Origin of the sequence: Blastococcus sp. DSM 46786 (genome assembly GCF_900109665.1) — a bacterium.
GTDB lineage: Bacteria > Actinomycetota > Actinomycetes > Mycobacteriales > Geodermatophilaceae > Blastococcus > Blastococcus carthaginiensis.
On the sequence record NZ_FOAO01000016.1, the window covers coordinates 24,942 to 48,026 of the forward strand.

Consider the following 23,085-nt stretch of genomic DNA (forward strand, 5'->3'; position numbering starts at 1 on the left):
AGGCTCCGGCCACTCCACCGAGGCAACGACCTCCGCCACCGCACGTTTCCTAGGTATCCTCGCCGGTATGCCCGACACGGTTACCACCATCAAGGTGCCGCGGAGCCTGCGCGAGCGCATCGCCGCACAGGCAGGTCGGCAACGGATGACCGCCGCCGAAGTGATCGCCGAACTGCTGGACGAAGCCGAACGGCGTGCGCGGTTCGAGGCCGTCCGCGAGGCCTACGCGAGCACTGACGCGTCCTACCGCGAGGAGACCGAGGCATGGGACTCGTTGGCTGACGACGGCCTGCAACCGTGACGGACACGGCTCCCGCGCTCGAGCGTGGCGCCGTCGTCTGGGTCGACTCCGATCCGACCGCAGGGCGGGAACAGCGTGGCACCCGACCCGCACTGATCGTGTGCAGCACGGACTACCTGGCCAGCGTCCGCGATCTGGCGATCGTCGTCCCGATCACGTCAGTGGACCGAGGTTGGCCCCACCACGTGCCCGTCGAGGGTGACCGCACCGGCCTCTCCAAGCCGAGCTTCGCCATGACCGAGCAGCCGCGGACGACCTCGACCACTCGGATCACGCGACGCACGGGGACTGCGGGCACCGACACCATGCGACGGGTCGACCGGTGGCTCCGCGACTTCCTCGACATGAGTCGTGGGCCCGGCCGCGAGTGATCCGGCGTACGCCACTGACGGCGCCTCCGCCTCACCACGCGAAGCGGCGCTCCGGAAGCACTGACGTGAATGGCATCGCAGCTAGGCCGGCTGTAGCTGCTCGTGGGCGACGTTCTTGGCGCCGCACGTCTGGCAGCGGTCGTAGTTGCGGACGGCCGGAACCCAGCGAGGGTTGATCAGCGCCAGGCCACTGCGAACCTCCTGGGCCTGCACGACGACGACGTCCGTGCTTCGGCAGAGCCCGCACGGATGGTTGCTCGGGCCAAGATGCACACGCTGCCACTTCACGGTGTAAGGCTGTCATCGCGCAACGTCGCGGACGTAGACCGACACACCGCCGTCACCCCGCCTGTCCCACGTTGACCACACGGACCGTGAGCGGGCCCTGACGAAAGCCTCAGCGGCGGCGCCGCGACCTTTCGTCATCGCGCTTTTCACATTTGCCGCAGCACCGGCACACCCGTAACTCGATCACACTGAGTTCGTCGCGTGGAGCAACAACAGATCGACGAGCTCACGAGCGCGTTACCTGCGATGCAGCGCAGAGGCCCGCATCAGGGGATGCGCAGGTACCTTCGAACCCAGCTACACGAATTGCGGAGAACGGCAATCCCCGGTCGGATCCGGCGCCGAGCCGGCGACACCAAGGAAGAGCCCATGAGCTGGGTGCTGATCTTCATCACGGTGTGGGTGGTTGTCGCCCTCGCCGTGGCTGTCGCGATCGGGGCCGTCGTCCGGTTGGCCGAGCACGAGGCGCGAGCCGCCCGCGACCGCTCCGTGTACCCGGACACCTGGCCGGACCTCCATCCAGCGGACGTGGCGCTTCCCCACCCCGCCCTTCCGGCGGACGATGGGCCGTGGCGAGTGCCCGAGGGTAGTGCCGCGGAGCCACCGCCGCGGAAGGGCCGGCCAACCGGCCGTCCGGCCCCCCAGCGTTCCGCCTCCCCGACCGAGCGCGCGCCGTCCGACCGCGAGCCCGGGATCGCCTGACTTCACCCTCGCGAGGCAGGGGCGAGGTGCGGGCCTGCAGCGTCGCCGTACCCTCGGCCGGGTTCGACAGGGACGGGGGCTGGTGAATGCGCAGCGACGAGAACGGCGCGTCAGGGCACGGCACGGGTGACGCCGGCCGCGTCCGCGACACCGCACCCATCCCGCTCCTGCCTGCCTCGGCGGACGGGGCCGAGGAGGCGCAGCCACGCCGCCGCGGGCTGCGGCGGGTGCTGATAAGCCTCGGCGTCCTGGCGCTGGTGCTCGCCGTGCTGGTCGGGGGCGGCATGTGGTTCCTCGCCGACCGGTGGGGCGGCAACATCGACCGGGTCTCCGGCGTCTTCGCCGACCTGGAGGCCGAGGCCCGTCCCGCGCCGGCCACCCCGCAGCAGAGCGCCGGCGAGGACCCGGTCACCTTCCTGCTGGTCGGCTCCGACACCCGCAGCGAGGGCGGGCAGGGCGCCGACCCCGGCGGCCGCTCCGACGCGATCATGCTCGCCCGCCTCTCGGCCGACCGGCAGCACGCCCAGCTGATCTCCATCCCCCGCGACTCCTGGGTGGAGATCCCCGGCCACGGCATGAACAAGATCAACGCGAGCTACGCCCTCGGCGGGCCCTCACTCCTGGTGCAGACCGTCGAGCAGCTCACCCAGGTGCGCATCGACCACTACGTCGCGATCGACTTCGAGGGCCTGGTCCAGGTGACCGACGACCTCGGCGGCGTGGACGTCGTGGTCGCCGAGACGACGAGAAACGGCCCGTACACCTTCACCGCCGGCGTCAACCACCTCAACGGGGACGAGGCCCGCTGGTACCTCGCCCAGCGCTACGGCCTGACCGGCGGCGACTTCGACCGGGTGAAGCGGCAGCAGCAGTACCTGCGCGCCATGTTCGACAAGCTGTTCAGCGCCGAGACCTTCACCAGCCCGCCCAAGCTCGACGCGGCCATGCTGGCCGTCACCAGCGCGGTGAGCGTCGACGAGACGCTCAGCAACGCCGACCTGGTCAGCCTGGCGTACTCGATGCGTGGTGTGACGCCGGGCGACATCGAGTACTTCACCGCACCGGTGCTGGGCACCGGCATGGAGGGGCCGGCCAGCGTCGTCTACCTCGACCACGTCACCGCCGAGCGCATGTGGGAGTACCTCCGCAGCGACTCGCTCGCCCAGAACGCCGACGAGTTCGCCGACGAGGCGCTCCCCGACGTCCCGCGCTGAGCGGCGGACGGACCGGATCAGGGCCGCGGCCACCCCGCCCAGGCGGACTCCACCATCTCCCGCACGCCGAACGAGGCCCGCCATCCCAGGGCGCCCTCGATGACCTCCGCTGACGCCACCACCCGAGGGGGGTCCCCGGGTCGGCGGTCGAGAACCGTCGGCTCCGACCACTCCGCGCCGGCGGTGCCGGTGACCTCGCGGATGACGGCGATCATCTCCCGCACCGAGACGCCCTCGCCCCGGCCGATGTTGGCGACGAGGTCGGTGATGCGGCCCTCCGCCAGTGCGGCGGCGGCGGCGGCGTGCGCCGACGCGATGTCCTGCACGTGGATGAAGTCACGCACGCACGTGCCGTCGTGCGTCGAGTAGTCGTCTCCGAAGATGACGGGCGGCTGCTGCTGGACCAGCCGCTGGAACACCATGGGCACGAGGTTGGACACGCCTCGATCGGCGAGCTCGGGGGTCGCGCAGCCCGCGACGTTGAAGTAGCGGAGGCTGGCGTAACGGAGCCCGGTGGCCGCAGCCACGTCGGCGACCATCTGCTCGCCGATCAGCTTGGTGCGGCCGTAGGGATTGATCGGCCGGCACTGCGTCCTCTCGTCGACCTGCTCGACGTCGGACTCCCCGTACACGGCCGCGCTCGACGAGAAGACGAAGGAGTCGACCCCCTCGGACGCGGCCGCCTCGAGCAGGCACCGCAGGCCCTCGACGTTCTCCCGGTAGTAGCTCAATGGCTCGCGGACGGACTCCTCCACCGCCTTCTTGGCGGCGAGGTGCACGACACCGCGCACCCGGTGCTCGCGCAGCGTCCGGGCGACGAGTTCGCGGTCGAGCGTCGAGCCGACGACGAGCGGCACCTGCGCGACCCGCTTCTCGATGCCCGTGCTGAGGTCGTCGAGGACGACCACGTCCTGGCCGGCGGCTCGCATCGCCGCCACCACGTGAGCCCCGATGTAGCCCGCACCACCCGTGACCAGCCAGCTCATGGGGCCGCACCGTACGGGCAAGACATCGTTCGTGGGCCCCGCGAACGCACGAGCACGAATTCCGTGCACCGCGTGCCTCAGTACGCGCCCGAACCACGGAGCACGGCGCCGACCGTCTTCCACAAGATCATCAGGTCGAGAGGCAGCGACCAGTTCTCGACATAGCGGACGTCCATCCGCACCGAGTCGTCCCAGGAGAGGGTGGACCGGCCGCTCACCTGCCACAAACCGGTGAGCCCAGGCTTCACCAGGAATCGGCGGTGCATGTCGTAGCCGTACTGCTCGACCTCGCTCTGCAGCGGCGGCCGCGGGCCCACCAGAGACATCTCGCCGCGCAGCACGTTGAAAAGCTGAGGCAATTCGTCGAGCGAATAGCGGCGCAAGATCTTGCCGATGCGAGTGACGCGCGGGTCGTCCTTCTTCTTGAAGAGGACACCGTTGCCGTCGCTCTCGGCGGCCAAGTCCCCCACCATCCGGTCAGCACCGACCACCATGCTGCGGAACTTCAGCATGTAGAACGGGCGGCCGTTACGACCGACCCGCTCCTGGCGGAAGAACACCGGGCCAGGGCTCGTGAACTTGACGGCCACAGCGAGCATGATGAGCAGCGGTGCGATCACGAGAAGCCCGAAGGCGGCGGCCGAACGATCGAAGACGTCCTTGGTGAACCGGCGGACGCCCCGCAGTTCCGGCCGCTCCATGTGCAGCAGCGGCAGCCCGCACACCGGACGGATGCGCACACGGGGTCCCACGATCTCTGTGACGGCCGGCGCCAGCAACAACTCGGCGGCGGTGTCCTCCAACTCCCAGCCCAGGCGGCGCAACGCCGGCCCGTCCAGTTCCGGCGAGGGAAGCACGGCGACCGTGTCGATCTCGTGGCGGTGCACGACGTCGATGACCTCGTCGAGCCGGCCCAGGACGGGCAACCCGTCGAAGCCGGCGCTCGTCGCATCCGGAAGGCAGCAGCCGACGACCCGGTAACCGTGGTGGGCCTCACGCTGGATCTGCTCGTTCAGCCCCGCTACGCCGCTGCGGTGCCCGACGAGCAGCACGGTGGACCGGTATCGGCCGGCCCGACGCTGACGGTGCAGTCGATGCCGCTGGAAGTAGCGCTGCAGCAGCGTGAGCGCCGTGGCGAGCGGCAGTGCGAGGACGACGAAGCCACGAGCGACATCGAGCTGGAAGCCCCACGACACCGTGCCGACGGCGGCCAGCAGAAGGGCAGCAGCGAAGAAGATGCGCCGGAACTCCTCCGCCCCGACCCAGAGGAAGCGCTCCTCGTAGCTGCGGGCGACCAGCATGGCGAGCACCCAGACGACCGGAAGCACCACGGCCAAGAGGAAGGGCGTGTGGCCGGTGGTCGTCTCCTCGGCACCAAAACGCACCAGGTAACCAGCGACTGCGGCCGCGGCGGCGCAGAGTGCGTCTCCCAGCCCGATGCGCCGCACGTACGCGCTGCGCCAGGCCCGGCGAGCCGCCGTTCCGTCCCCGCGGAGTCGCATCCCGGAGATCTCAGCCTTGCCGACCGACTGCACCGAGTCACGAACCGTTCCGTCACCCACACGCGTTGCCACTGCGCCACTACCCCCGTGAACCCGATGCGGCAGCCGCGCTCGGGCATCACAACCAGTCCGCCCGAGAACTCCAACGTTCAACCGCCGCAGCGAAGCTACCTGCTACAAGCGAACCTGAACAGGGCCGCAACACGAACTGGTCGTGAAGCCGTTGTGACCCGTACTACTGCCCGTCCGCCGGCGCCTGTCCGTCGGGCGGCGGCACCTGCCGGTGCTTGCCGGGAGTTCGGTCGGGGTCGTAGCCGTAGCCGTAGCCGTAGCCGTAGGCCGATGCGAGCGCAGCCTTGGGCGGCACGATGTTGAGCACAACGCCGAGCAGGGAGGCGCCCACCCGCTCGAGAGTTGCGGCCGCCTGCTGCACCTGGTCTTTGCGCGTGCTGCCATAACGCACCGAGAGCACGACCCCGTCCATGTGGACCGCAAGACCGGTCGAGTCGGCCACAGGGAGCAACGGCGGAGCGTCGACCAGGACGAAGTCGTGGTCCGCCCGCAGCTTGTCGAGCAAGGAGGCCATCTGCCTGGATCCCAGCAGTTCGCCGGGGTTGGGGGGCGTGGGCCCGGCCGCGACGACCGACAGGTTCTCGCGGTAGCGCTGGGCGATGTCCTCGACGTCGGCAGTTCCGGCGAGGACATTGGTGAGCCCGACGCCGCCCACGAGCCCGAGGTACCGCGTGACTTTCGGCCGGCGCAGGTCGGCCTCCACCACGACAACTCGCTGACCGGCATCCGACAGCGCAAGGGCGAGGTTGATGACCAGCGTGGTCTTGCCCTCGGCAGGCAGTGCGCTGGAAACCATGATGACCTTGGGCGGCTGGTCGACGTTGAGGAATTGCAGGTTGGTACGCAGCTGGCGGTAGTCCTCGACCGTCCGCCCGTCGCCGACGCGATCGATGGTGTGCGCCTTGTCCAGCGCAGCGTTCCGCAGCACGCTGCCGATGACCGGGGCGCCGGTCAGCTCGGCAGTCTCCTCGGGATCCTTGACCGAGCGGTCGAGTCGGGCGCGGAGGATCGCGAGACCGGCGCCGATGAGCAGGCCGACGAGCAGCCCGAGCGCGGTGTTGCGGCTGGTGTTCGGCGAGCTGGGCGCCGCCGGCACCTCGGGGCGGTCGGTGACCGTGACCTCCACCAGGGAGAACTCTTCGCCGTCCGGGGTCTCGAGCTCATCCACGAACTCGATGAACGTGTCCCCCACGGCGGCAGCGATGGCCGCAGTCAGCTCAGGGGAGGCGTCGGTGACCTCGACGTCGATGAGCACGGTGTCGGCCACCGCGGTGGCCGTGATCTGGTCGGCCAGCTCCGCCGGAGACACCGACAGGTCGAGCGCGTCGACGACCCGCGCCGCGACCTCCTCCCCAGCGATCAATCGGGCGTAGGAGGAGACCCGTTCCTGGGAGAATTGACTGCCCTGGAAGACGTCAGAGGTCGAGGTCGCGTCCCGCGTGGAGACGAAGAGCTGGGTCTCCGACGTGTAGAGCGGCGTCTGCAACTGGCTGGCACCGAAGGCGATCGCGCCACCGGTCAACAGGCCGATCACTGGTAGCCACCACGCGGCGCGCAGCGCAGCCAGGACGTCCCTCAGTTCCACGTCGCCCCCGATTCATCGACGCCGGCACGCTGGCGTCAGCACACTTGCCTTGAGTTGAGGACGATAGGTGACCGGTAGGAGTCGGGATCTCGATCGACTGCCGCCGTGCCCCTTGCGGGTCAGGTGAACCGCGGCCCGAGAACCTCTCCCGCCGGCTGGCCGAAGACCATGCCGTCGGGAACCTCGCCGCTCACCACGGTCCCCGGCTTGACCAGCGCCGAGACACCGATGCGGCTGCCACCGAGCACGATGCACCGGGCGGTCACCCAGGCGCCGTCCTCGATGGTCACCGGTCGGGTCAGCAGGGCCATGTCGCGCCGGTGGGCGTGCGAGCCGGTCGTGATGAACGTGCCCTGCGAGACGACAGCGTCGGAACCGATCGTGAGCTCGTCCTGGTTGTGCAGCCAGACGTCCTCGCCGATCCAGCTCCGATCACCGATGGCGAGCTTCCACGGGAAGCGCACCCGCAGCCGAGGCCGCAGCACCACTCCGTCGCCGATCCGGGCACCGAACGCCACCAGGACCGCACGCCGGAGGCGGCTGCTGATCTGCCACGGGTTGCTGACCAGCAGGAGTTCGGCGACGCCCCAGGCATACACTTTCCAGGCCGGCGCCCCCCAGGACTCACCCGAACCGGGGGCAGCCGCGAGATCGATGACCGTCGGACGCTCCACGAGAGCGAGGATACGGTTCGTTGAGTTCTCATACATGCACCGACCTGCGGGGGATTCTGTGCAAGCAACCACTGAACGGCCTGATCGGCATGAGCGCATCGTCGTCCTGGGCCTGAACTATGCGCCGGAGACGACCGGTATCGCACCGTACACAACTGGAATGGCGCGGCATCTTGCTGCCTGCGGCCACGAAGTGACGGCAATCACGGGGCATCCGCATTATCCGGAGTGGCAGCTACACCCCGGTTACGAAGATCCTCGCCGACCGGAGGACGATGCCGGCGTTCGACTGATCCGCGTCTCCCATCCGGTGCCAGCGAATCCGCACGGCCTCTCCAGAGTGTGGATGGAAGCCGTCTTCGCCCTGCGCGCCGGCATGCGACTCGTCCGGGAGCGGCCTTCTGCGGTCATCGCCGTCAGTCCGGCCCTGTTGGCATTGCTCCCTGCGCTCCTGCTCCGGCCGGTGCTGCGCCATCGGGTCGGCGTCGTGGTCCAGGACCTCTACGGCGCCGCACTGTCGGAGACGGGACTGGGCGGCGGACTCGTCGCCCGGGCCACGGCCTGGCTCGAACTCTTCCTGCTGCGCCGGGTGGACGGAGTCGCCGTCATCCACGACGTCTTCCGTAGGCGACTCGTCGCCGCCGGACTGCCCAAGCACCGGATCGATGTCATCCCGAACTGGTCCCATGTGACGATGCCCGGCGCAGACCGGGCCGCTACGCGCCGCGACCTCGGCTGGCGCGAGGACGAATTCATCGCCCTGCACGCCGGGAACATGGGCGCCAAGCAGGGCCTCGAAGGCCTGATCGACGTCCAGCGGCTCGCGAAGGAGCGAGGCAGCGCTGTGCGTGTCGTGCTCCTGGGGGACGGAGCACGCCGGGAGTACCTCCGCGACTACGCCGGCGAACTCTTCGACGCAACGTTCCTGGACCCCTTGCCCAAGGGGCGGTTCGAGGCTGCACTCGAGGCTGCCGACTGCCTCCTGCTCCACGAGCGACCGGGCGTCGTGGAGATGTCGGTGCCGAGCAAGTTGACGACGTACTTCACCGCGGGCCGCCCGGTGGTCGCGGCGACCGACCCGGCGAGCGGCGCCGCGGCGCTGATGGCCCTCTCCGATGCCGGATTGACCGTCCGGGCCGGCGATGCGGGAAGCCTCCTGGCGGCGATCGAGTCGTTGGCCTCTGCCCCCGCCATCGCGGAAGCCCATGGAGCCAACGGGCAGTACTACGCCGCGGAGCACTTGACCGGCGCCCGTTCGTTGGCCCTCATCGAGGCCTGGATCGAGGGGCTCGGCAGGGATCCGTTCAGGTCCGCTGAAGCTGCCCTGTCTCCAGTTGCTCGCAGTACCAGCGGTACGTCTGCTTCAGACCGTCCCGCAGCGTGATCCTCGGCTCCCAGCCGAATGACTTGATCTTGCTGACGTCGAGCAGCTTGCGGGGGGTGCCGTCCGGCTTGCTGGTGTCGAACTCCAATTCGCCCTGGAAGCCCACCACCTCGGCGACGAGTTCGGCGATCTCCCGGATGGAAAGATCCTCACCGACGCCGATGTTGACGGGCTCCGGCTCGTCGTAGTGCTCGAGCAGGTGCACGCACGCGCGAGCCAGGTCATCGACGTGCAGGAACTCGCGTCGCGGCGCGCCCGTGCCCCAGACCGTGACGGACGACGCGCCGGAGCGCGCTGCCTCGTCGAAGCGCCTGATCAGCGCCGGCAGCACGTGCGAACCCGTCGGATGGAAGTTGTCTCCCGGTCCGTAGAGGTTGGTGGGCATCGCCGAGATGTAGTGCAGCCCGTACTGCCGACGGAGCGCCTGCACGTGCAGCACGCCGGCGATCTTGGCAATGGCGTAGGCGTCGTTGGTCGGCTCCAGCGGGCCGGTCAGCAACGAGTCCTCACGGATCGGCTGGGGCGCGAACTTCGGGTAGATGCAGCTCGACCCTAGGAACAGAAGCTTGGTCGAACCGTGGCGCGCTGCCGCATCGAGCACGTTGACCTGGATGCGCAGGTTGTCGGAGAGAAAGTCCGCGGGGTAGGTGCTGTTCGCCAGGATCCCGCCCACCTTGGCGGCCGCGAGGATGACGGTGGCGGGTCGCTGCTCGGCGAAGAACGCTTCAACAGCCACGGGGTCACGCAGGTCCAGCTCGGACGACGACCGGGTCACCAGATCGCCGAAGCCGAGCTGCTGGAGGTGGCGCAAGACAGCGCCGCCCACGAGGCCACGGTGCCCCGCGACGTAGGTGCGGGCACTCCTATCGAGCGAGGTTACGGCCACAGTCAGTTCTCCCCGTGTCGGATGCGCACCTAGGCTATCCGTCGACCCACATGGAAGCTTCGAGTGACAACCGCACGGGGGACAGCATGGCCAAGTCTGCTTTGATCACGGGCATCACCGGACAGGACGGCTCCTACCTGGCCGAGCTCCTGCTCAGCAAGGGCTACGAGGTGCACGGCATCGTCCGCCGATCGTCGTCGTTCAACACCGAGCGGCTCGACGACATCTACCAGGACCCTCATGTCGCCAACCAGCGGCTGTTCCTCCACTTCGGCGACCTGAACGACGGCGTCACGCTGATCAACATCCTGCGCGACGTCAACCCCGACGAGGTCTACAACCTTGGCGCCCAGTCGCACGTGCGCGTGTCGTTCGACCAGCCGGTGTTCACGGGCGACGTGACCGGAGTGGCTGCGATGCGGCTGCTCGAGGCGGTCAGGGCAGCTCGGGTGCGGACGAAGATCTACCAGGCGTCCTCGTCCGAGATGTTCGGAGCGACCCCTCCCCCGCAGGACGAGTCGACGCCCTTCTACCCCCGCAGCCCTTACGGAGCGGCGAAGGTCTACGCGTACTGGGTCACCCGGAACTACCGCGAGGCATACGACCTGTTCGCGGTCAACGGCATTCTCTTCAACCACGAGTCGCCACGACGTGGCGCCACGTTCGTGACCCGCAAGGTGACCCGGGCCGTGGCCCGCATCCAGGCCGGCCTGCAGGACAAGTTGTACATGGGCAACCTCGATGCGGTGCGGGACTGGGGATACGCCCCGGAGTACGTCGAGGGCATGTGGCGGATGCTCCAGGCCCCCAAGCCGGAGGACTACGTTCTTGCCACGAATACCGCGTACTCGGTCAGGGACTTCGTTCGCATGGCTTTTGAGCACGTGGGACTCGACTGGGAGAAGTACGTCGACTACGACGCCCGCTACGAACGACCGACGGAAGTAGATGCACTCATCGGCGACTACTCGAAGGCCAGGGACGGGCTTGGCTGGAAGCCTAAGGTGCACACTCCCGAGCTCGTGCGCATTATGGTTGATGCCGACATAAAGTTGCTCGAAGACGAGCGGACCGGTCGACTTGTCCGGATTGACAAGTAATGGGAGTCAACAGTAGAGCTGGCAGTCGCACCCTAAAGACGAGCGACTTCGCACCCCGATCGATACCCGTCAGCGTTATCGTCCTGACCAAGAATGAGTCGGCCAACATCGGTCACACCCTGCGTCAACTATCACCGTTCGATGACGTCATTGTCGTAGACTCGGACAGTACTGATGACACGCGCCAGATCGCCAGTTCGCAGGGTGCCAGAGTAGTGCTGTTCGAGTGGAACGGCCAATATCCCAAGAAGAAGCAGTGGTCCTTAGAGAACACAGGAGCCACGCATGACTGGGTGCTCCTTCTAGACGCGGACGAGTATCCAACTGCTGACTTGGTACGCGAGATCGACGCCCTGGTCCGCTCCGGAGCCTTGGCCACCGGACCTGACGCGTACGATATCCAACTCTCCTACCGGTTCGCGGGGCGCATCCTGCGCTTCGGCCACCGAGTATCAAAGCGGAGCCTGCTGAACAAACACACTGTTCGCTTTCCTGAGGTTGGCGACCTCGACGCGCCTGGCATCCGCGAGGTCGAAGGTCACTATCAGCCGCAAGGCTGCGAAGAGCCGGGGCAGGCACAGGCAGCGCTAATCCATGATGATCGCGATCCAGTATCTACCTGGTTCGAACGCCACAATCGTTACTCTGACTGGGAAGCTCATTTACGACGCAATCGTGCCGTACGTCGTCAGGTCGCCGCCTTGCGCTCGGACCGAGGAGCTCGCTTCGACAGCGTCCCAGGGAAGCCCGTACTCTTTTTCTTGTACTCGTACTTCGTCAAGCTTGGGTTCCTCGACGGCCGCGCTGGCCTAGATTACGCGCTTGCACTTTCCATGTACTATTGGCAGATTTCCGTCAAGGTTCGAGAGAAGAGCCAGGGCGGTGCTGAAACCTCCGCGCGCCGTAGCTGACGAGCAGCCGAGATGCGGCCACGTTGGCGCATCCCGGATTCTGCTAGCCAGCGTTTCGGCGACTCTTCCATTTGTCAGAGGCGCGATAGGCGACTACTCGGCGTACTGGTCGAGTGCCGTCATCGGCCTGGTACTCGTCATGACCATCACGGGCCGCGTAAGCGTTCCTCCGAGGGGAGGAGGCTTCCTTATTGTCGTGGCGCTACTTTCGTGCGCTGCCGTCGCTAGCTCTCCAGAGGCTGACGCCCCCTTAGGCTCTGTAGTGGTGACCATTCAGATGATCGCCATGGTCGGCTTTGCGCCCCTAGCCGCCTCCTGGATCCATAGGCACCGCCCTAGCCATATCCGCATCGCCGCCGTATGGTTCACGACTGCCCAGACGGCCTCCTCCCTCGCCGGCGTTCTCCAGGCTGCAGGACTTGAGGTGCTGGGAGAAAGCAGTCTCTACGGACGCTCCCCCGGACTCGCGGGGCACCCGAACACCATGGGAGTCATGGCCTCCGTCGCCATCTTGATCACGATCGAGGGTTACAGGCGGCAGCACGCACAACGAAGCCCATTGCGAGGCATCCTCGTAGCGACGTTCATCGTGAATGCAACGGGTTTGCTGGTCACCGGGAGCACTTCATCGATGATCTCCTTCGTAGCTGCATTACTCGTTTATGCATACCTTCGGCGGACTTCGGCGCTCGTCTACGTGGTCGGTAGCGTCACAGCACTGCTAACCCTAGCTCTAGGGGTAACCATCGCTTCGTCTAGCGGCGCGTTCGCATCCCCCGTGGACCGACTCGCCCAGGTGACCGGACAAACCGACGAGATCAGCACCATTGAAGACCGTATCCGCACCGTGGCATACGCGTGGAACGGCATCGTGGACAATCCCCTGTTCGGCGCAGGAATGGATGACGCGAGCGGTGGAACCTTCGATGGGGTCGTCCTCACGCATAATCTTCCGATTCGCGCTTGGTATCAGGGGGGACTTTTTGCTTTCATCGCCATCGCTACGGTCTATGGAATTATGATCGGCGCAATCATTAAGGCGAGTAGGCGGCGCCCCACCGATAGCGCGCTCCCCGTAGCCGTAGCCGCGATCCTCGCCGCATTCGCGTTAACATCGGCCATGTTACAACAACCGTTGTACTGGGCGATATTCTCGACATCGATCGCCGTAGCGCTTCACTCAAATGCTGAGACGTCTAAGCCGTCAGTCATAAAGGCGGTCCAATCGCGAGTGGCGTGCAGTTAGGATGCGACTGATGATCGAGCCCCGCAAGACCGGCGCCCAACAGCCTGCGTATGCGCTTTACCTTGCCGTTATCCCGTCCTACAGGCGGGCGTGCGTTAGCATCCTGCGCGCCCGCCTAGGCCATGACCTGGAGATGTTCGCGAGCGATGCTCACCTTGATGTCAGCGTCAGGACTGGCATTCCGGAGGATCAGTATCGGCGAACTGGTGCACACCGCCTCTTCGGCTCTCGGCTACTGGTGCAGACGGGTCACTGGCGACGGGCGCTCGGCGTTAGGTCTTTGATTATCGACCTAAATCCTCGTAGTATTACGGCGTGGATGCTCTTGATCACAAGACGGCTGCTTGGTCGACGCGTGATCGTCTGGGGACATCTACATCCGCAGGCCGGTGGCGACACTAGATTGGCTGTTTTGCGTCGCACGATGCGCCGACTGGCACACGGGACGGTCCTGTACGGATATGACAGCGTCAGGCCCGCGCGAGCCGAGTTGCCCTCTGGACCCCTCTGGGTCGCACCAAATTCCTTGTACCAAGCTGCCGACATGCGGCCTGCTAGTCCCCCGGAGTCGCCCAATCTTTTCTTGTACGTTGGAAGACTCGAGCCAGATAAGGATGTCGGCCTCCTGCTCGACGCCTTTGCCGATTCTGATGTTTGGCGTGGAGGATTCCGACTGGCGATTGTCGGCTTCGGGTCTCAAGCAGACCAGCTCAAAGAGCGCGCGAGGAAGCTCGGGATCAGTGACCATGTCGACTTCCTCGGACGGATCGAGGGGCCCGACGCCCTACGGGGAATTTACGGCCGTACCCTCTGGAGCGTCAGCCCTGGCTACGTAGGACTCACATTAACGCAGAGTTTGGGCTTCGGGGTACCTATTCTCATTCCGTCCGCGACGCGCCACTCTCCTGAGGTGGAATTGCAACGATTCGGTGGCGTGCAGATGTTCGAGCGCGGCCGAGAAGGCCTCGCGGTAGCACTGCGCCAGGCTTCCAATCGTCGCTTTTCACAGGAAAACGCGGCAAAGCTATCGCACACCGTGGCGCAGTACTACACCGCGGAGGCGATGGCCGAAGGGCTCATGGCTGCATTCGAGGGTCGTTGGCAGGAACTCGGAGAGGACGGATGGGGGACAATTTCAGCATGAAGCGCACAAAGTCGCGGTCGAGCCTTCCTCGCTTTGTCAGACTCGCAGTACGTAGCCTCTTGAACCGCTTGGCTCTAAACGAGAACGTGAGTGTGGGCCGGCGCTTCCGAGCCGGTCGCGGTGTTGTCATCAGTTCCCCGCACGGCCTGAGGCTTGGTAACGACGTAAGCGTCGGTCCGAATACGATCATACAAGTCGACGGCGAGATTGGCGATTATGTGATGATCGGCATGGGCGTTCAGATTGTCGGTCGCCAGGATCATGCGGTTGACATGTTGGGTGTCCCCATGCTGATGGCGACGTGGGTGGGCGACCGGCCCGCTAACGATCGGGATCGTATAACGATCGGTCACGATGTGTGGATCGGCGGTGCCTCTGTTCTGCTTAGTGGGGTGTCGATCGGCGACGGAGCAATAGTTGGGGCTGGCTCGGTCGTAACCCACGATGTTCCACCGTTCGCGATAGTAGGTGGAGCTCCCGCTCGGACGATCGGATGGAGGTTTCTTGACGAGGCCCAGCGTGAAGAGCACCTTCGGAGGCTTGGCCATTGGTCGGCCGACGAGTCACGCGACTCGCACTCACCAAGCACCTGACGGTCCATGTCCTATGTGACGGGACTGATGCCTCATCGCCAACGGAGAGCATCCCAGCATCGAGCGACGATGGGCTGGCGTTCCAAGAGGGGCGCCGAGTGAGCATGGGTCGTCAATTTGCCTGGCTCACTGTTAGCCGCCTTCTTGCGGCAGGCTTGCAGGCAGTCAGCTTGCTCGTGCTGGCGCGATTCGCCAGTGTCCCTGAGTTTGCGCTCGTAGCGGGCTTTTTGGGGTTGGCTGCCTTCGCCCAGATGGCCGTCGATTTTGGGCTCAGCACCCTTGCTATTCGCGAACGGGCAGCCGATCCGTCAAGCGACCTACCGGCAGCGTGCATGGCGCTTCACGCGAAGATTTCAATAGCGCTTTCATTACTGACGTTGGCGGTCTTCTTGCTGTTGGGCCTGATCGCCAACGACGTATTTTTGGCGCTCTTACCCCTAGGGCTATGGATCGGTGCGGACAGGAGTGCTGACGCCTGGGCTGCCCTATGGGTAGCGGATGGTTACGCGTCCCGCAGCGCCCTTTCCGTTGTAATTCGTCGAGCCACCACGCTGGGCGGTTTCGCGACTCTAGCCTGGCTTGGCCTTGACGCCGTGCTCGCCTTCGCAAGCGCATCGGGCTTGGTTTCGGTTGCCGCCGCGGTGATCGTTAGACGAGCAGTTTCGGTCAGACTAGCGCCGAGAGCTAGTGAATCCAAGACCCGTCTTGTCGCGAAGGGTAGGAGCTTCTGGGTGAACTCTGCGGTGACTCAGGCGAGGAACGTTGACGTTGCCTTAACGGGTGCCTTAGTCGGCGCTGTCGAGGCCGGCTTGTTTGCGATTCCAGCGCGCTTAACGGGACCTTTGCGATTGGTATCGGCTTCCTTAGCCACGGTCCTGCTTCCTGCTGCTGCGCGGGCTCGAAGCAGCGCTGAGGTAACGCGCCTTCTGCGAATCTCGGCCGTCGCGTGGCTAGCTCTTTCAGTCCTATATGTTGGGTGCGCCGCCGTCGTCCCAGCCGTGCTGCCTGTTGTACTGGGAGAGGCCTATTCCGGCGCCGTGGTGCCTCTACAGGTGACCCTAGTCGGACTAGCGGCGGCGAGCGCGGCATCGCTGTTGAATGCTCTGCTGCAGGGCCTCGGGCGGCAGCGCGCCGTTGCGCTTACGTCAACGGCCACGACCGGCTTCTACATCGCATTTGTAGGGGCGGGAGCGATCGTCAATGGAGCAATAGGAGCGGCAGTTGGCGGGGCGGTTGCCTACCTAGTGCAAGCGTGCCTTCTTGTGAGCTATATGTCTATCCGACCATCCGTTATTCGTTGTCGATCTGGCTGGGGGTCCATCGCGTGAGACGACTCGCGAAGCCAACCGCGGTCTATATGTCGATAGCCGCGCAGTCGGATAATCTGGGCGATATCGTCATTCGGCGCAACTTAGTCCGATGGCTGTGCGGTACTTCGGCTCGGCTACACCTTGTCGCCGAGGGAATGCCGTGCGCGTACGTTGACGCGTTCGACTTGCCGCCCGGAGTCGTTTTGCACCGCCGCACATCAACTTGGCTCGCAAGCCTCCTTCGCGATGTGGCTATTGGCCGGGCAATGCTCGTATACGCACCTGGACCTCAGGGCCTGGAAGACACGACGAAGGCACTGGTTCGTGGTCTAGGTAATACCCTTCTATCGCTACTCTGTTCTAGCGCGGGCAAGGGGGTCCTCGTCATCGGAAGGGCCTACCGGGGTGAAGGTCCGCTCGCTGGCGCAATGGCGCGCCTGGTCGTACGCCGCTCGAGACTTGCCGCGCTGCGGGACAACGTGTCCTCATCTATAGTTGGCGCAGATAATGCGACAGTCTATCCCGATTTGGGGATTCTTCCTGAGCCTGGGCAAGACGTCCGCACCGGCACCACAAGTCGGCGGATACTCGCCTTGTCAATTAGGTCGGATCGAGAGCTGCCTTCGAATCTTATCCCGGAGTTAGTCGACTATGCTGATCAGAATCAGCTACGAATTGTATTCGTAACTCAAGTGCGCAGAGATGAAGAATGCCACCTATCCCTATCGAGCAAGGTCCCGGGAAGCGAGGTGGTGAGGTGGGCGGGATCGCATAAGGAGCAGCTTCAGCGCGTGCTCGAGGTCTACCGGTCCGCTAGTGTCGTTGTGAGCAACCGCCTGCATGGTCTCCTGCTGGGGTGGTCCCAAGGGGCTCAGCCTGTCCCCCTGGTCGACGCGCACGACAGCAAACTGCTACCCACGTTAGCGAGCATCGGGGCAGCGCTTAATGTGGCAGATGGGACTGCACCGGTTGGCGGCGTTTTGACCCGAGCAGTGGCCGACTCTGAAATATCGGAGTCCACGTTACTCGCGGGTTTGGAGCGGCTTGATGTCTTGCGGGAACTCGTTCAGCAGGCGGTCGAAGGCGCGCCGGGAAGGGCGGCTGTGTGAGGCGGCATCATCATCGAATCTGACGTGGATGCGTGCCGGGCGGGCACTCGCGGGGGTCTATTGCCTCTTGAGTGTGGTCGAGTCACGTCTTTATCCAGACACCAAGTCGCGGCGGGAATGACGACCACGCAGGGGCATACCTCCCCGCGCACGTCTCGGCGCTCTGGGTTCCTTGAACGGTAGGTTGTCTGCGCTTTCTGGCTCTTTGGCGTTGTCGCGGCGCCTGACTCGGCGGCGCAGAAGGAACTGCCTGCACCACTAGACTCGTCAAAGGCGTGCAGCAGCATGACTCGACAGACACAAGCAGAGCTTCCATCCTTCTCCCAGCATTAATTGAGTACTGGGGCCTGCTCGACGGCGCGTGGCCGATGGGGCCAGGAGCGCGAAGGTAAGGTAGGGCTGACCGTCGAGTCGGGAGCCCCGGCACCTGTGGGACCTGGTCGCCACTGGGCCGCTCGTGACTCCTGTGGCTGTTGTGCCGACGGGAACGGGGCACTGGGCCTTGGTCCGGTCTACGTCGGCTTTCCGCTCCTAGGCTCCGCGGTATGCCCTGTCCCTCCTGTGGGGCGACGGCCGCGCGCACGCAGATCCTGACCGGCTACTGGCGGTGCGACGCCGACGTCCGCATCGACCAACTTGTCCCCGGCGGCACGGAGCCCACGGCGGTTCCGTCACCCGCTGAGACCCGACGCTGCGGCACCGTCTACATCCAGACCCGCGACGACGACGGCGCCACCTGCCGGTGCGGCGAGCCCGCCGTCGGTGAGTGCACCGAGTGCACCCGCGCCGTCTGCGCCGACCACTCCGACCTGTGGCAGGGCTGGCGGGTGTGCGACCGCGACCTGGCCAACGCCCGGCTCCGCGCCCGCGCGGCCGCCGCCGCCGAGGAGAAGCGCCGCGAGGAGGAATCCGCCGCCGCCGAGGCCGAGCGGCTGCGGCAGCGCACCACGCTGCTCGAGCTCGCCGACGAGGACGCCGTCTGGCTGCTCTACGCACGCGACGAGCGGCGCACCGAGCAGCAGGTGCGCTCGGCGGTGCACGTGCTGCGCCGGCTCACCGCGGCCGAGTTCACCGACGTCTGCCTGTACCTGCTTCCCTACGCCCGCGAGCCCGAGAAGCGGCGCACCGGCCTCACGCGGCTGACTGGCTGGGCCTTCGAGGGCCCCGACTACCACGGCCGGTCGTGGTTCCTGACCCGCAAGGGCGAGTGGCACCGCGGCGGTCCGCTCGGAGACGAGAAGCGACGCTGGAAGGACGTGCGCTTCGACGACGTCGAGAAGCGCGCCGTCATCGACGAGATGGCCTGGCAGCAGTCGATCGACAGCGGCCTCGTCTGACCCGTCCGGGCCGGTACAGCGGCGGGGTCACGGCCGCTGCACCCGCCCGCTCCGAACGACGCTGACCACCCCCGTGCGCGGTCAGCCCGCCCGGGGCGGAACGGTGCACGCGCTCCCGGTCCGACGTGGGTGCGCGCCCTCCTCCACTGAACCCGGCGCGGCCGCTCCCCGGCAACGCAGGCAGGGCGCAGACTGCGCGCAGGCCGACCTGCGCACGGCTCCACCAGCGGGTTCGCCCGCTGCGCTAAGTTGCCCGAACCAGTTCCGCAGCACGGGGGTGCCGATGACCGACACGAGCGACGACGCGGCCACCGACCCCTTCGTCACGCAGGTCGGCTGGCTGATCGCCTCGGCGGGTGGGAGGGACCAGCTCGTCACGCGCAGTGGCGGCCTGGTCAGCGCCCGCACCCTCGACAACTGGATGGCCGGCAGCTACCCGCGCACCAAGGTGACCGGCGCCGTCCGCGAACTGGACGCCTGGGCGCGCGCCGAGCTGCCCGGGTACCCCGAGGCCGCCGGGGTGCCGGCGCTCGTCGACTCCTGCGGCCCCTACCGCGGCGCCTCCGCGGTCGGCCCGGCGACGGCGGACGACCCGGTCGAGGAGACCCCCGCCGGGCCCGCGCCGCGCCGCCGCCGGCTGCCCACCTGGGCGCTGCCGGCGGTCGCCCTGGTGCTGGTCGCCGTCCTCTCCTCCGCGCTCACCGCCCTCGTGCTCGGCGAGCGCAGCCCCGAGGCATCGGCGGCGGACCCGACCCTCGCCGCCAACGACCTGGTGGACGTGCCCCTGCCCAGCACCGGCGACGGCACCCCCCTCCAGGAGGAGGCCGGCAGCATCGGCGCCAACACCTTCGCCGACCCGCGGACGCTCTCCGGGCGCGGCGCACCCATCCCGCCGCACACCACGATCATGGTGCGCTGCCGCTACTACGCCCCGAGCGTGCCGAGCGTCAGCCCCGACGGCTTCTGGTACCTGATCGAGACCGAGCCCTGGAACGGGCTCTGGACGCCGGCGAACTCCTACATGAACGGCGACCCGCCCGGTGGGCCGTACCTGCACAACACCGACCTCGCCGTCCCCGTCTGCCGGTGAGGTCGCGCCGGCGCTGACGTCGGCGTCCGAGCGCTACGCCACCTTGGGCAGCAGGCGCAGCCGGGCCCAGAACCCGCTGCTGCTCACCGCCGCCTCGCGCTCCGTCCGGGCGGGGGTGGCGGCAGCGGTGTCCTCCTCGGCGCGGTCCGCGGCCTCGACCTGCTCCGCCACCCGCAGGCGGGTGCGCGACACGGGAGGCAGCCGGTGGACGTCGGCCGGTCCGTAGGCGGACGGCGGTGCCGCGTGGCGGCCGTAGCTCTCGGCCGATCCGGTGCGGAAGGAGACCGTGCCGCTCATCGGCTCCAGGTCGGCACCGCGCTCCGCCGTCCCCGGCTCCTGCTCGTGCGTTCGCTCCACACGTGCTTCATCGGCAGTCGAGGTCCCGTCCGTGACGGTACGGCTCCCCCCACCGGGTGAGGAGCGCACGGGCAGCCCTGCAGTCCGGGCGTCCCCCGGCCGATGTCCCCCTCCATGGAGTGGCGAGAGCAGGCGGCGACCAGGCGTCGCCGTCCCGGCCGTGCGCTGCTCCTGACGGTCGCGCTGACCGCGCTCTACGCCACCGGCATCGGCCAGCGGCCCGCCGGCGCGGCGTGGGACCGCGCGTACGACGTCGTCCTCTACAATCTGCCCTACCTCGCGGCCGCGGCGGCGTGCCTGCTGACGGCGCGCCGGGTGCGCACCGAGCGGCTGGCCTGGGCCGCGCTCGCCGTCGCCCTCCTCCTCGGTGCGCTCGGCAACGCGCTGCGGGTCCTCTCCTCCGGCCTGCAGGGCAACGAGCCCGCCTCCGCGCTCGCGCTCGGGGTCATGTTCGCGGCCTACCTGGCCATGTACGTGCCCGTCGTCGTGCTCATCCGCGCCCGGGTGCCGCGCTTCCACCCCAGCATGTGGCTCGACGGCGTCGTCGCCGCGCTCGGCAGCCTCTCGGCCGGGGTCGCCTTCCTGCTGGGCCCCTACCTGCTCATGGGGCCCGGCCGAGCCCCGGTGGCGGCCGCCGACCTCATGGCACCCATCACCACGGTGCTGCTCATCGCCGTCGTCATGGCCGTCGGCGGCATCCTCGGCGTGCGCCTCGACCGCACCTTCGTGCTGCTCGGTGCGGCGCTGGGCCTGATCGCCGTCTCCGACCTCGTCCTCTTCGCCCTCAAGGTGCAGGGCACCTACGTCGACGGCGGGCCGCTGGAGCTCGGCTGGCTCGCCTCCGTGATCCTGGCCGCCGCCGCCGCGGAGGGCGCGGTCGAGCCCCCCCGCCGCCTCGGCAGCAGCGGCTCGCGCATCGGCTGGCGGCTGCTGGCCGTGCCGCTCGCCTGCCTGGTCGCCAGCCTCGTCGTGCTCAGCCCGTGGTCGCAGCCCGTGCCCGACGTCGCCGGCTGGCTGGCGATCGCCTGCGTGCTGGCCGGCGTCCTCCGCATCGCCGTCACCTTCCGCGAGGTGCGCGGCTACAACCAGGTGGTGCTGGAGTCGCGCACCGACGAGCTCACCGGGCTGGCCAACCGGCGCGCGCTGCTCGAGCAGGCCCAGCGCGTCGTCACCGCGGCCACTCCCGGACGGCCCGCCGCCCTGCTGCTGCTCGACCTCGACGGCTTCAAGGAGATCAACGACAGCCTCGGCCACACCGCCGGTGACGACCTGCTGCGCCAGATCGGGCCGCGGCTGCGCGGCTCGCTGCGGGCCGGCGAGCTGCTGGCCCGGCTCGGCGGCGACGAGTTCGCCGTCCTCATGCCCGCCGCGTCGACCGCCGAGGCCCGGGCGCTCGCCGAGCGGCTGCGCGACCTGCTGCTCGCCCCCTTCACGGTCGCCGACGTCCGGCTGCACGTCGGCGTGAGCATCGGCGTCGCCACCGCACCCGCTCCGGCGACGACCGTCCAGGAGCTGCTGCACTGCGCCGACGTCGCCATGTACAGCGCCAAGCGCGCCCGCGAGGGCGTGCAGGTCTACGTGCCCGACCCCGTCACGGGCACCTCCGGCAGCGGCCGGCTGCGCACCATGGAGGAGCTGCGGACCGCCCTGGACGGCGACGAGCTGCGGGTCTTCCTCCAGCCCCAGATGGACATGCGCGACGGCCGCATCGTGGGCGCCGAGGCGCTGGTCCGGTGGGAGCACCCCACCCGCGGGCTGCTCTCCCCCGCCGAGCTGCTCCCGGCCGCCGAGCAGGCCGGGCTCCTGCGGCCGCTGACCGACCGCGTGCTCGAGCTGGCGCTCGAGGCGGCGGCCCGCTGGTGGCACGAGCGCGAGGTGCCGGTGTCGGTGAACCTGTCGGCGGCCAACGTCACCGACCTCGACCTGGCCGGCAAGGTCGCCGCCGCGCTGCACCGGCACGGGCTGCCCCCGCGGGCGCTCACGCTGGAGCTCGTCGAGGACACCCTCATGGCCGATCCCGAGCGCGGTCGCACGGTCCTCGCCGACCTGCGCGCCTCCGGCGTCCGCACGTCGATCGACGACTACGGCACCGGCTACAGCTCGCTGGCCTACCTGCGGCACCTGCCGGCCGACGAGCTGAAGCTCGACCGCACCCTGACCGCCGACGTCGACCGCGACCCCCGCGCGGCGGCCATCGTGCAGAGCACCGTCGCGCTCGCGCACGCCCTCGGCCTGAGCCTGGTGGCCGAGGGGGTCGAGACCCTGGCGACGAGCGCCACCCTCGCCCGCCTCGGCTGCGACGTCGCCCAGGGGTACGCCATCGCCCGCCCCATGCCGGTGGAGGACTTCCTGGACTGGCTGGTCGCCTCGGACTCCGGGCTCGTCGACTGCGCGCTGATCCCCCAGCTGCACCGCGGCGGGGCCCCGGGCTGACCCCGAAGGGTCAGGACGACGCCCTCGGGGTGACGCACGACCGGGCGACACGCCGACCTGGGTGAACACCCTGCGCTACCGGATGTGGACGATGAGCCGGTGACGCCGTCCTCCCCTGCCCCTGACCTGCTCTCCCGCCCCGTCGCCTGGCGGGACCTCGCCCCGGAGATCCTCCGGCAGCGCCTGGTGATCGAGGGCTACCCGGCCGCGCCCGTGGACGACGCCCAGATCCGCACCTACCTCTCGGCGCTGTCCCGCGAGGTGGACATGGTGCAGCTGCTCGAGCCGGTGACGCACCGCTCCGACCTGTACGGCTGGGCCGGCTGGATCCACTGGGAGACCTCCGGCGCGCACTTCTACGCCTGGGAGCAGCCGCGGCTGTTCTTCTCGGTGGACATCTACACCTGCAAGGCGTTCGACCCCGACGTCGCGGTGGCCTTCACCGCCGACTTCTTCGCTGCCCGCACCGTCGTCGCGAAGGGGTTCTGAC

20 protein-coding genes are annotated in these 23,085 nt (G+C 67.7%); 13 read left to right on the plus strand and 7 right to left on the minus strand.

Annotated features, from left to right (window positions below; all coding sequences use genetic code 11):
- Positions 1–67: 67 nt before the first annotated feature.
- Complete coding sequence (locus BMW62_RS15110; RefSeq protein WP_091932143.1) at positions 68–301, plus strand: hypothetical protein; 234 nt, start codon at positions 68–70, stop codon at positions 299–301.
- On the plus strand, positions 298–672 hold the full coding sequence (locus tag BMW62_RS15115) for a type II toxin-antitoxin system PemK/MazF family toxin (protein WP_091932146.1): 375 nt from the start codon (positions 298–300) through the stop codon (positions 670–672). Before BMW62_RS15110 ends, BMW62_RS15115 begins: the two co-directional genes overlap by 4 nt.
- 81 nt (positions 673–753) lie before the next feature.
- Here BMW62_RS15115 and BMW62_RS22245 read toward each other — a convergent pair whose 3' ends face one another.
- Entirely contained in the window at positions 754–960 is a 207-nt protein-coding gene (locus tag BMW62_RS22245; RefSeq protein ID WP_139206282.1) for a hypothetical protein, read from the minus strand.
- 788 nt (positions 961–1,748) lie between these two features.
- On the opposite strand from BMW62_RS22245, the gene BMW62_RS15125 reads away from it, so the two are divergent.
- Entirely contained in the window at positions 1,749–2,876 is a 1,128-nt protein-coding gene (locus tag BMW62_RS15125; protein WP_244524065.1) for an LCP family protein, read from the plus strand.
- A gap of 17 nt (positions 2,877–2,893) precedes the next feature.
- On the opposite strand, the gene galE is transcribed toward BMW62_RS15125, so the two are convergent.
- From galE to BMW62_RS15145, 4 genes are all read right to left on the minus strand, one after another.
- The gene (gene galE, locus BMW62_RS15130) at positions 2,894–3,862 is read right to left on the minus strand and encodes a UDP-glucose 4-epimerase GalE (protein ID WP_091932151.1); all 969 of its coding nucleotides are present in this window, start codon (positions 3,860–3,862) and stop codon (positions 2,894–2,896) included.
- 77 nt (positions 3,863–3,939) lie between these two features.
- A complete protein-coding gene (locus BMW62_RS15135) occupies positions 3,940–5,397 on the minus strand; it encodes a sugar transferase (protein WP_244524066.1) in 1,458 nt (485 codons plus the stop codon).
- Positions 5,398–5,599: 202 nt separating this feature from the next.
- Positions 5,600–7,021 carry a tyrosine-protein kinase domain-containing protein gene (locus BMW62_RS15140; RefSeq protein WP_091932153.1) on the minus strand — a complete coding sequence of 474 codons (1,422 nt, stop codon included), beginning with the start codon at positions 7,019–7,021 and terminating at the stop codon, positions 5,600–5,602.
- A 119-nt stretch (positions 7,022–7,140) separates the two neighbouring features.
- Entirely contained in the window at positions 7,141–7,695 is a 555-nt protein-coding gene (locus BMW62_RS15145) for an LbetaH domain-containing protein (RefSeq protein WP_211435146.1), read from the minus strand.
- Between the two features lie 58 nt (positions 7,696–7,753).
- On the opposite strand from BMW62_RS15145, the gene BMW62_RS15150 reads away from it, so the two are divergent.
- A complete protein-coding gene (locus BMW62_RS15150; RefSeq protein WP_170852403.1) occupies positions 7,754–9,079 on the plus strand; it encodes a glycosyltransferase in 1,326 nt (441 codons plus the stop codon).
- Here the strand turns inward: BMW62_RS15150 and BMW62_RS15155 are convergent.
- The gene (locus BMW62_RS15155) at positions 9,000–9,965 is read right to left on the minus strand and encodes a GDP-L-fucose synthase family protein (protein ID WP_170852404.1); all 966 of its coding nucleotides are present in this window, start codon (positions 9,963–9,965) and stop codon (positions 9,000–9,002) included. The two genes, BMW62_RS15150 and BMW62_RS15155, sit on opposite strands and share 80 nt — an antisense overlap.
- A gap of 86 nt (positions 9,966–10,051) precedes the next feature.
- On the opposite strand from BMW62_RS15155, the gene gmd reads away from it, so the two are divergent.
- The 7 genes from gmd (at position 10,052) to BMW62_RS15195 (ending at position 19,805) form a co-directional block, all read left to right on the plus strand.
- Complete coding sequence (gene gmd, locus BMW62_RS15160; RefSeq protein ID WP_091932366.1) at positions 10,052–11,065, plus strand: GDP-mannose 4,6-dehydratase; 1,014 nt, start codon at positions 10,052–10,054, stop codon at positions 11,063–11,065.
- Positions 11,065–11,976 (plus strand): glycosyltransferase family 2 protein, encoded by a 912-nt coding sequence (locus tag BMW62_RS15165; RefSeq protein ID WP_091932161.1) that lies wholly within the window; start codon positions 11,065–11,067, stop codon positions 11,974–11,976. Before gmd ends, BMW62_RS15165 begins: the two co-directional genes overlap by 1 nt.
- Before the next feature lie 265 nt (positions 11,977–12,241).
- Complete coding sequence (locus BMW62_RS15170; protein ID WP_170852405.1) at positions 12,242–13,222, plus strand: O-antigen ligase family protein; 981 nt, start codon at positions 12,242–12,244, stop codon at positions 13,220–13,222.
- A gap of 10 nt (positions 13,223–13,232) precedes the next feature.
- Entirely contained in the window at positions 13,233–14,366 is a 1,134-nt protein-coding gene (locus BMW62_RS15175) for a glycosyltransferase (protein ID WP_170852406.1), read from the plus strand.
- 293 nt (positions 14,367–14,659) lie between these two features.
- On the plus strand, positions 14,660–14,959 hold the full coding sequence (locus tag BMW62_RS23600) for a DapH/DapD/GlmU-related protein (RefSeq protein WP_348271465.1): 300 nt from the start codon (positions 14,660–14,662) through the stop codon (positions 14,957–14,959).
- A 2,964-nt stretch (positions 14,960–17,923) separates the two neighbouring features.
- Positions 17,924–18,715: a hypothetical protein gene (locus BMW62_RS15190; protein ID WP_091932173.1), complete on the plus strand. Its 792-nt coding sequence runs from the start codon at positions 17,924–17,926 to the stop codon at positions 18,713–18,715.
- A 283-nt stretch (positions 18,716–18,998) separates the two neighbouring features.
- Positions 18,999–19,805, plus strand: coding sequence for a hypothetical protein (locus tag BMW62_RS15195; protein WP_091932176.1), 807 nt, complete (start codon positions 18,999–19,001; stop codon positions 19,803–19,805).
- A gap of 33 nt (positions 19,806–19,838) precedes the next feature.
- Here the strand turns inward: BMW62_RS15195 and BMW62_RS15200 are convergent, their stop codons facing one another.
- Positions 19,839–20,162: a hypothetical protein gene (locus tag BMW62_RS15200; RefSeq protein ID WP_091932178.1), complete on the minus strand. Its 324-nt coding sequence runs from the start codon at positions 20,160–20,162 to the stop codon at positions 19,839–19,841.
- Between the two features lie 114 nt (positions 20,163–20,276).
- Between BMW62_RS15200 and BMW62_RS15205 the strand changes: the two genes are divergently transcribed.
- Both BMW62_RS15205 and BMW62_RS15210 read left to right on the plus strand, forming a co-directional pair.
- The gene (locus tag BMW62_RS15205; protein WP_091932181.1) at positions 20,277–22,595 is read left to right on the plus strand and encodes a putative bifunctional diguanylate cyclase/phosphodiesterase; all 2,319 of its coding nucleotides are present in this window, start codon (positions 20,277–20,279) and stop codon (positions 22,593–22,595) included.
- Positions 22,596–22,694: 99 nt separating this feature from the next.
- Positions 22,695–23,084: an S-adenosylmethionine decarboxylase gene (locus BMW62_RS15210; protein WP_091932184.1), complete on the plus strand. Its 390-nt coding sequence runs from the start codon at positions 22,695–22,697 to the stop codon at positions 23,082–23,084.
- Position 23,085 lies beyond the last annotated feature (1 nt).

Bases quoted from the DNA above. Each gene is read 5' to 3' on its own strand.
- BMW62_RS15110 (WP_091932143.1), top strand. From the start codon at position 68: ATGCCCGACACGGTTACCACCATCAAGGTGCCGCGGAGCCTGCGCGAG.
- BMW62_RS15125 (WP_244524065.1), top strand. From the start codon at position 1,749: ATGCGCAGCGACGAGAACGGCGCGTCAGGGCACGGCACGGGTGACGCC.
- galE (WP_091932151.1), bottom strand. From the start codon at position 3,862: ATGAGCTGGCTGGTCACGGGTGGTGCGGGCTACATCGGGGCTCACGTG.
- gmd (WP_091932366.1), top strand. From the start codon at position 10,052: ATGGCCAAGTCTGCTTTGATCACGGGCATCACCGGACAGGACGGCTCC.
- BMW62_RS15165 (WP_091932161.1), top strand. From the start codon at position 11,065: ATGGGAGTCAACAGTAGAGCTGGCAGTCGCACCCTAAAGACGAGCGAC.
- BMW62_RS15175 (WP_170852406.1), top strand. From the start codon at position 13,233: ATGATCGAGCCCCGCAAGACCGGCGCCCAACAGCCTGCGTATGCGCTT.
- BMW62_RS23600 (WP_348271465.1), top strand. From the start codon at position 14,660: ATGGCGACGTGGGTGGGCGACCGGCCCGCTAACGATCGGGATCGTATA.
- BMW62_RS15190 (WP_091932173.1), top strand. From the start codon at position 17,924: ATGCCCTGTCCCTCCTGTGGGGCGACGGCCGCGCGCACGCAGATCCTG.
- BMW62_RS15195 (WP_091932176.1), top strand. From the start codon at position 18,999: ATGACCGACACGAGCGACGACGCGGCCACCGACCCCTTCGTCACGCAG.
- BMW62_RS15205 (WP_091932181.1), top strand. From the start codon at position 20,277: ATGGAGTGGCGAGAGCAGGCGGCGACCAGGCGTCGCCGTCCCGGCCGT.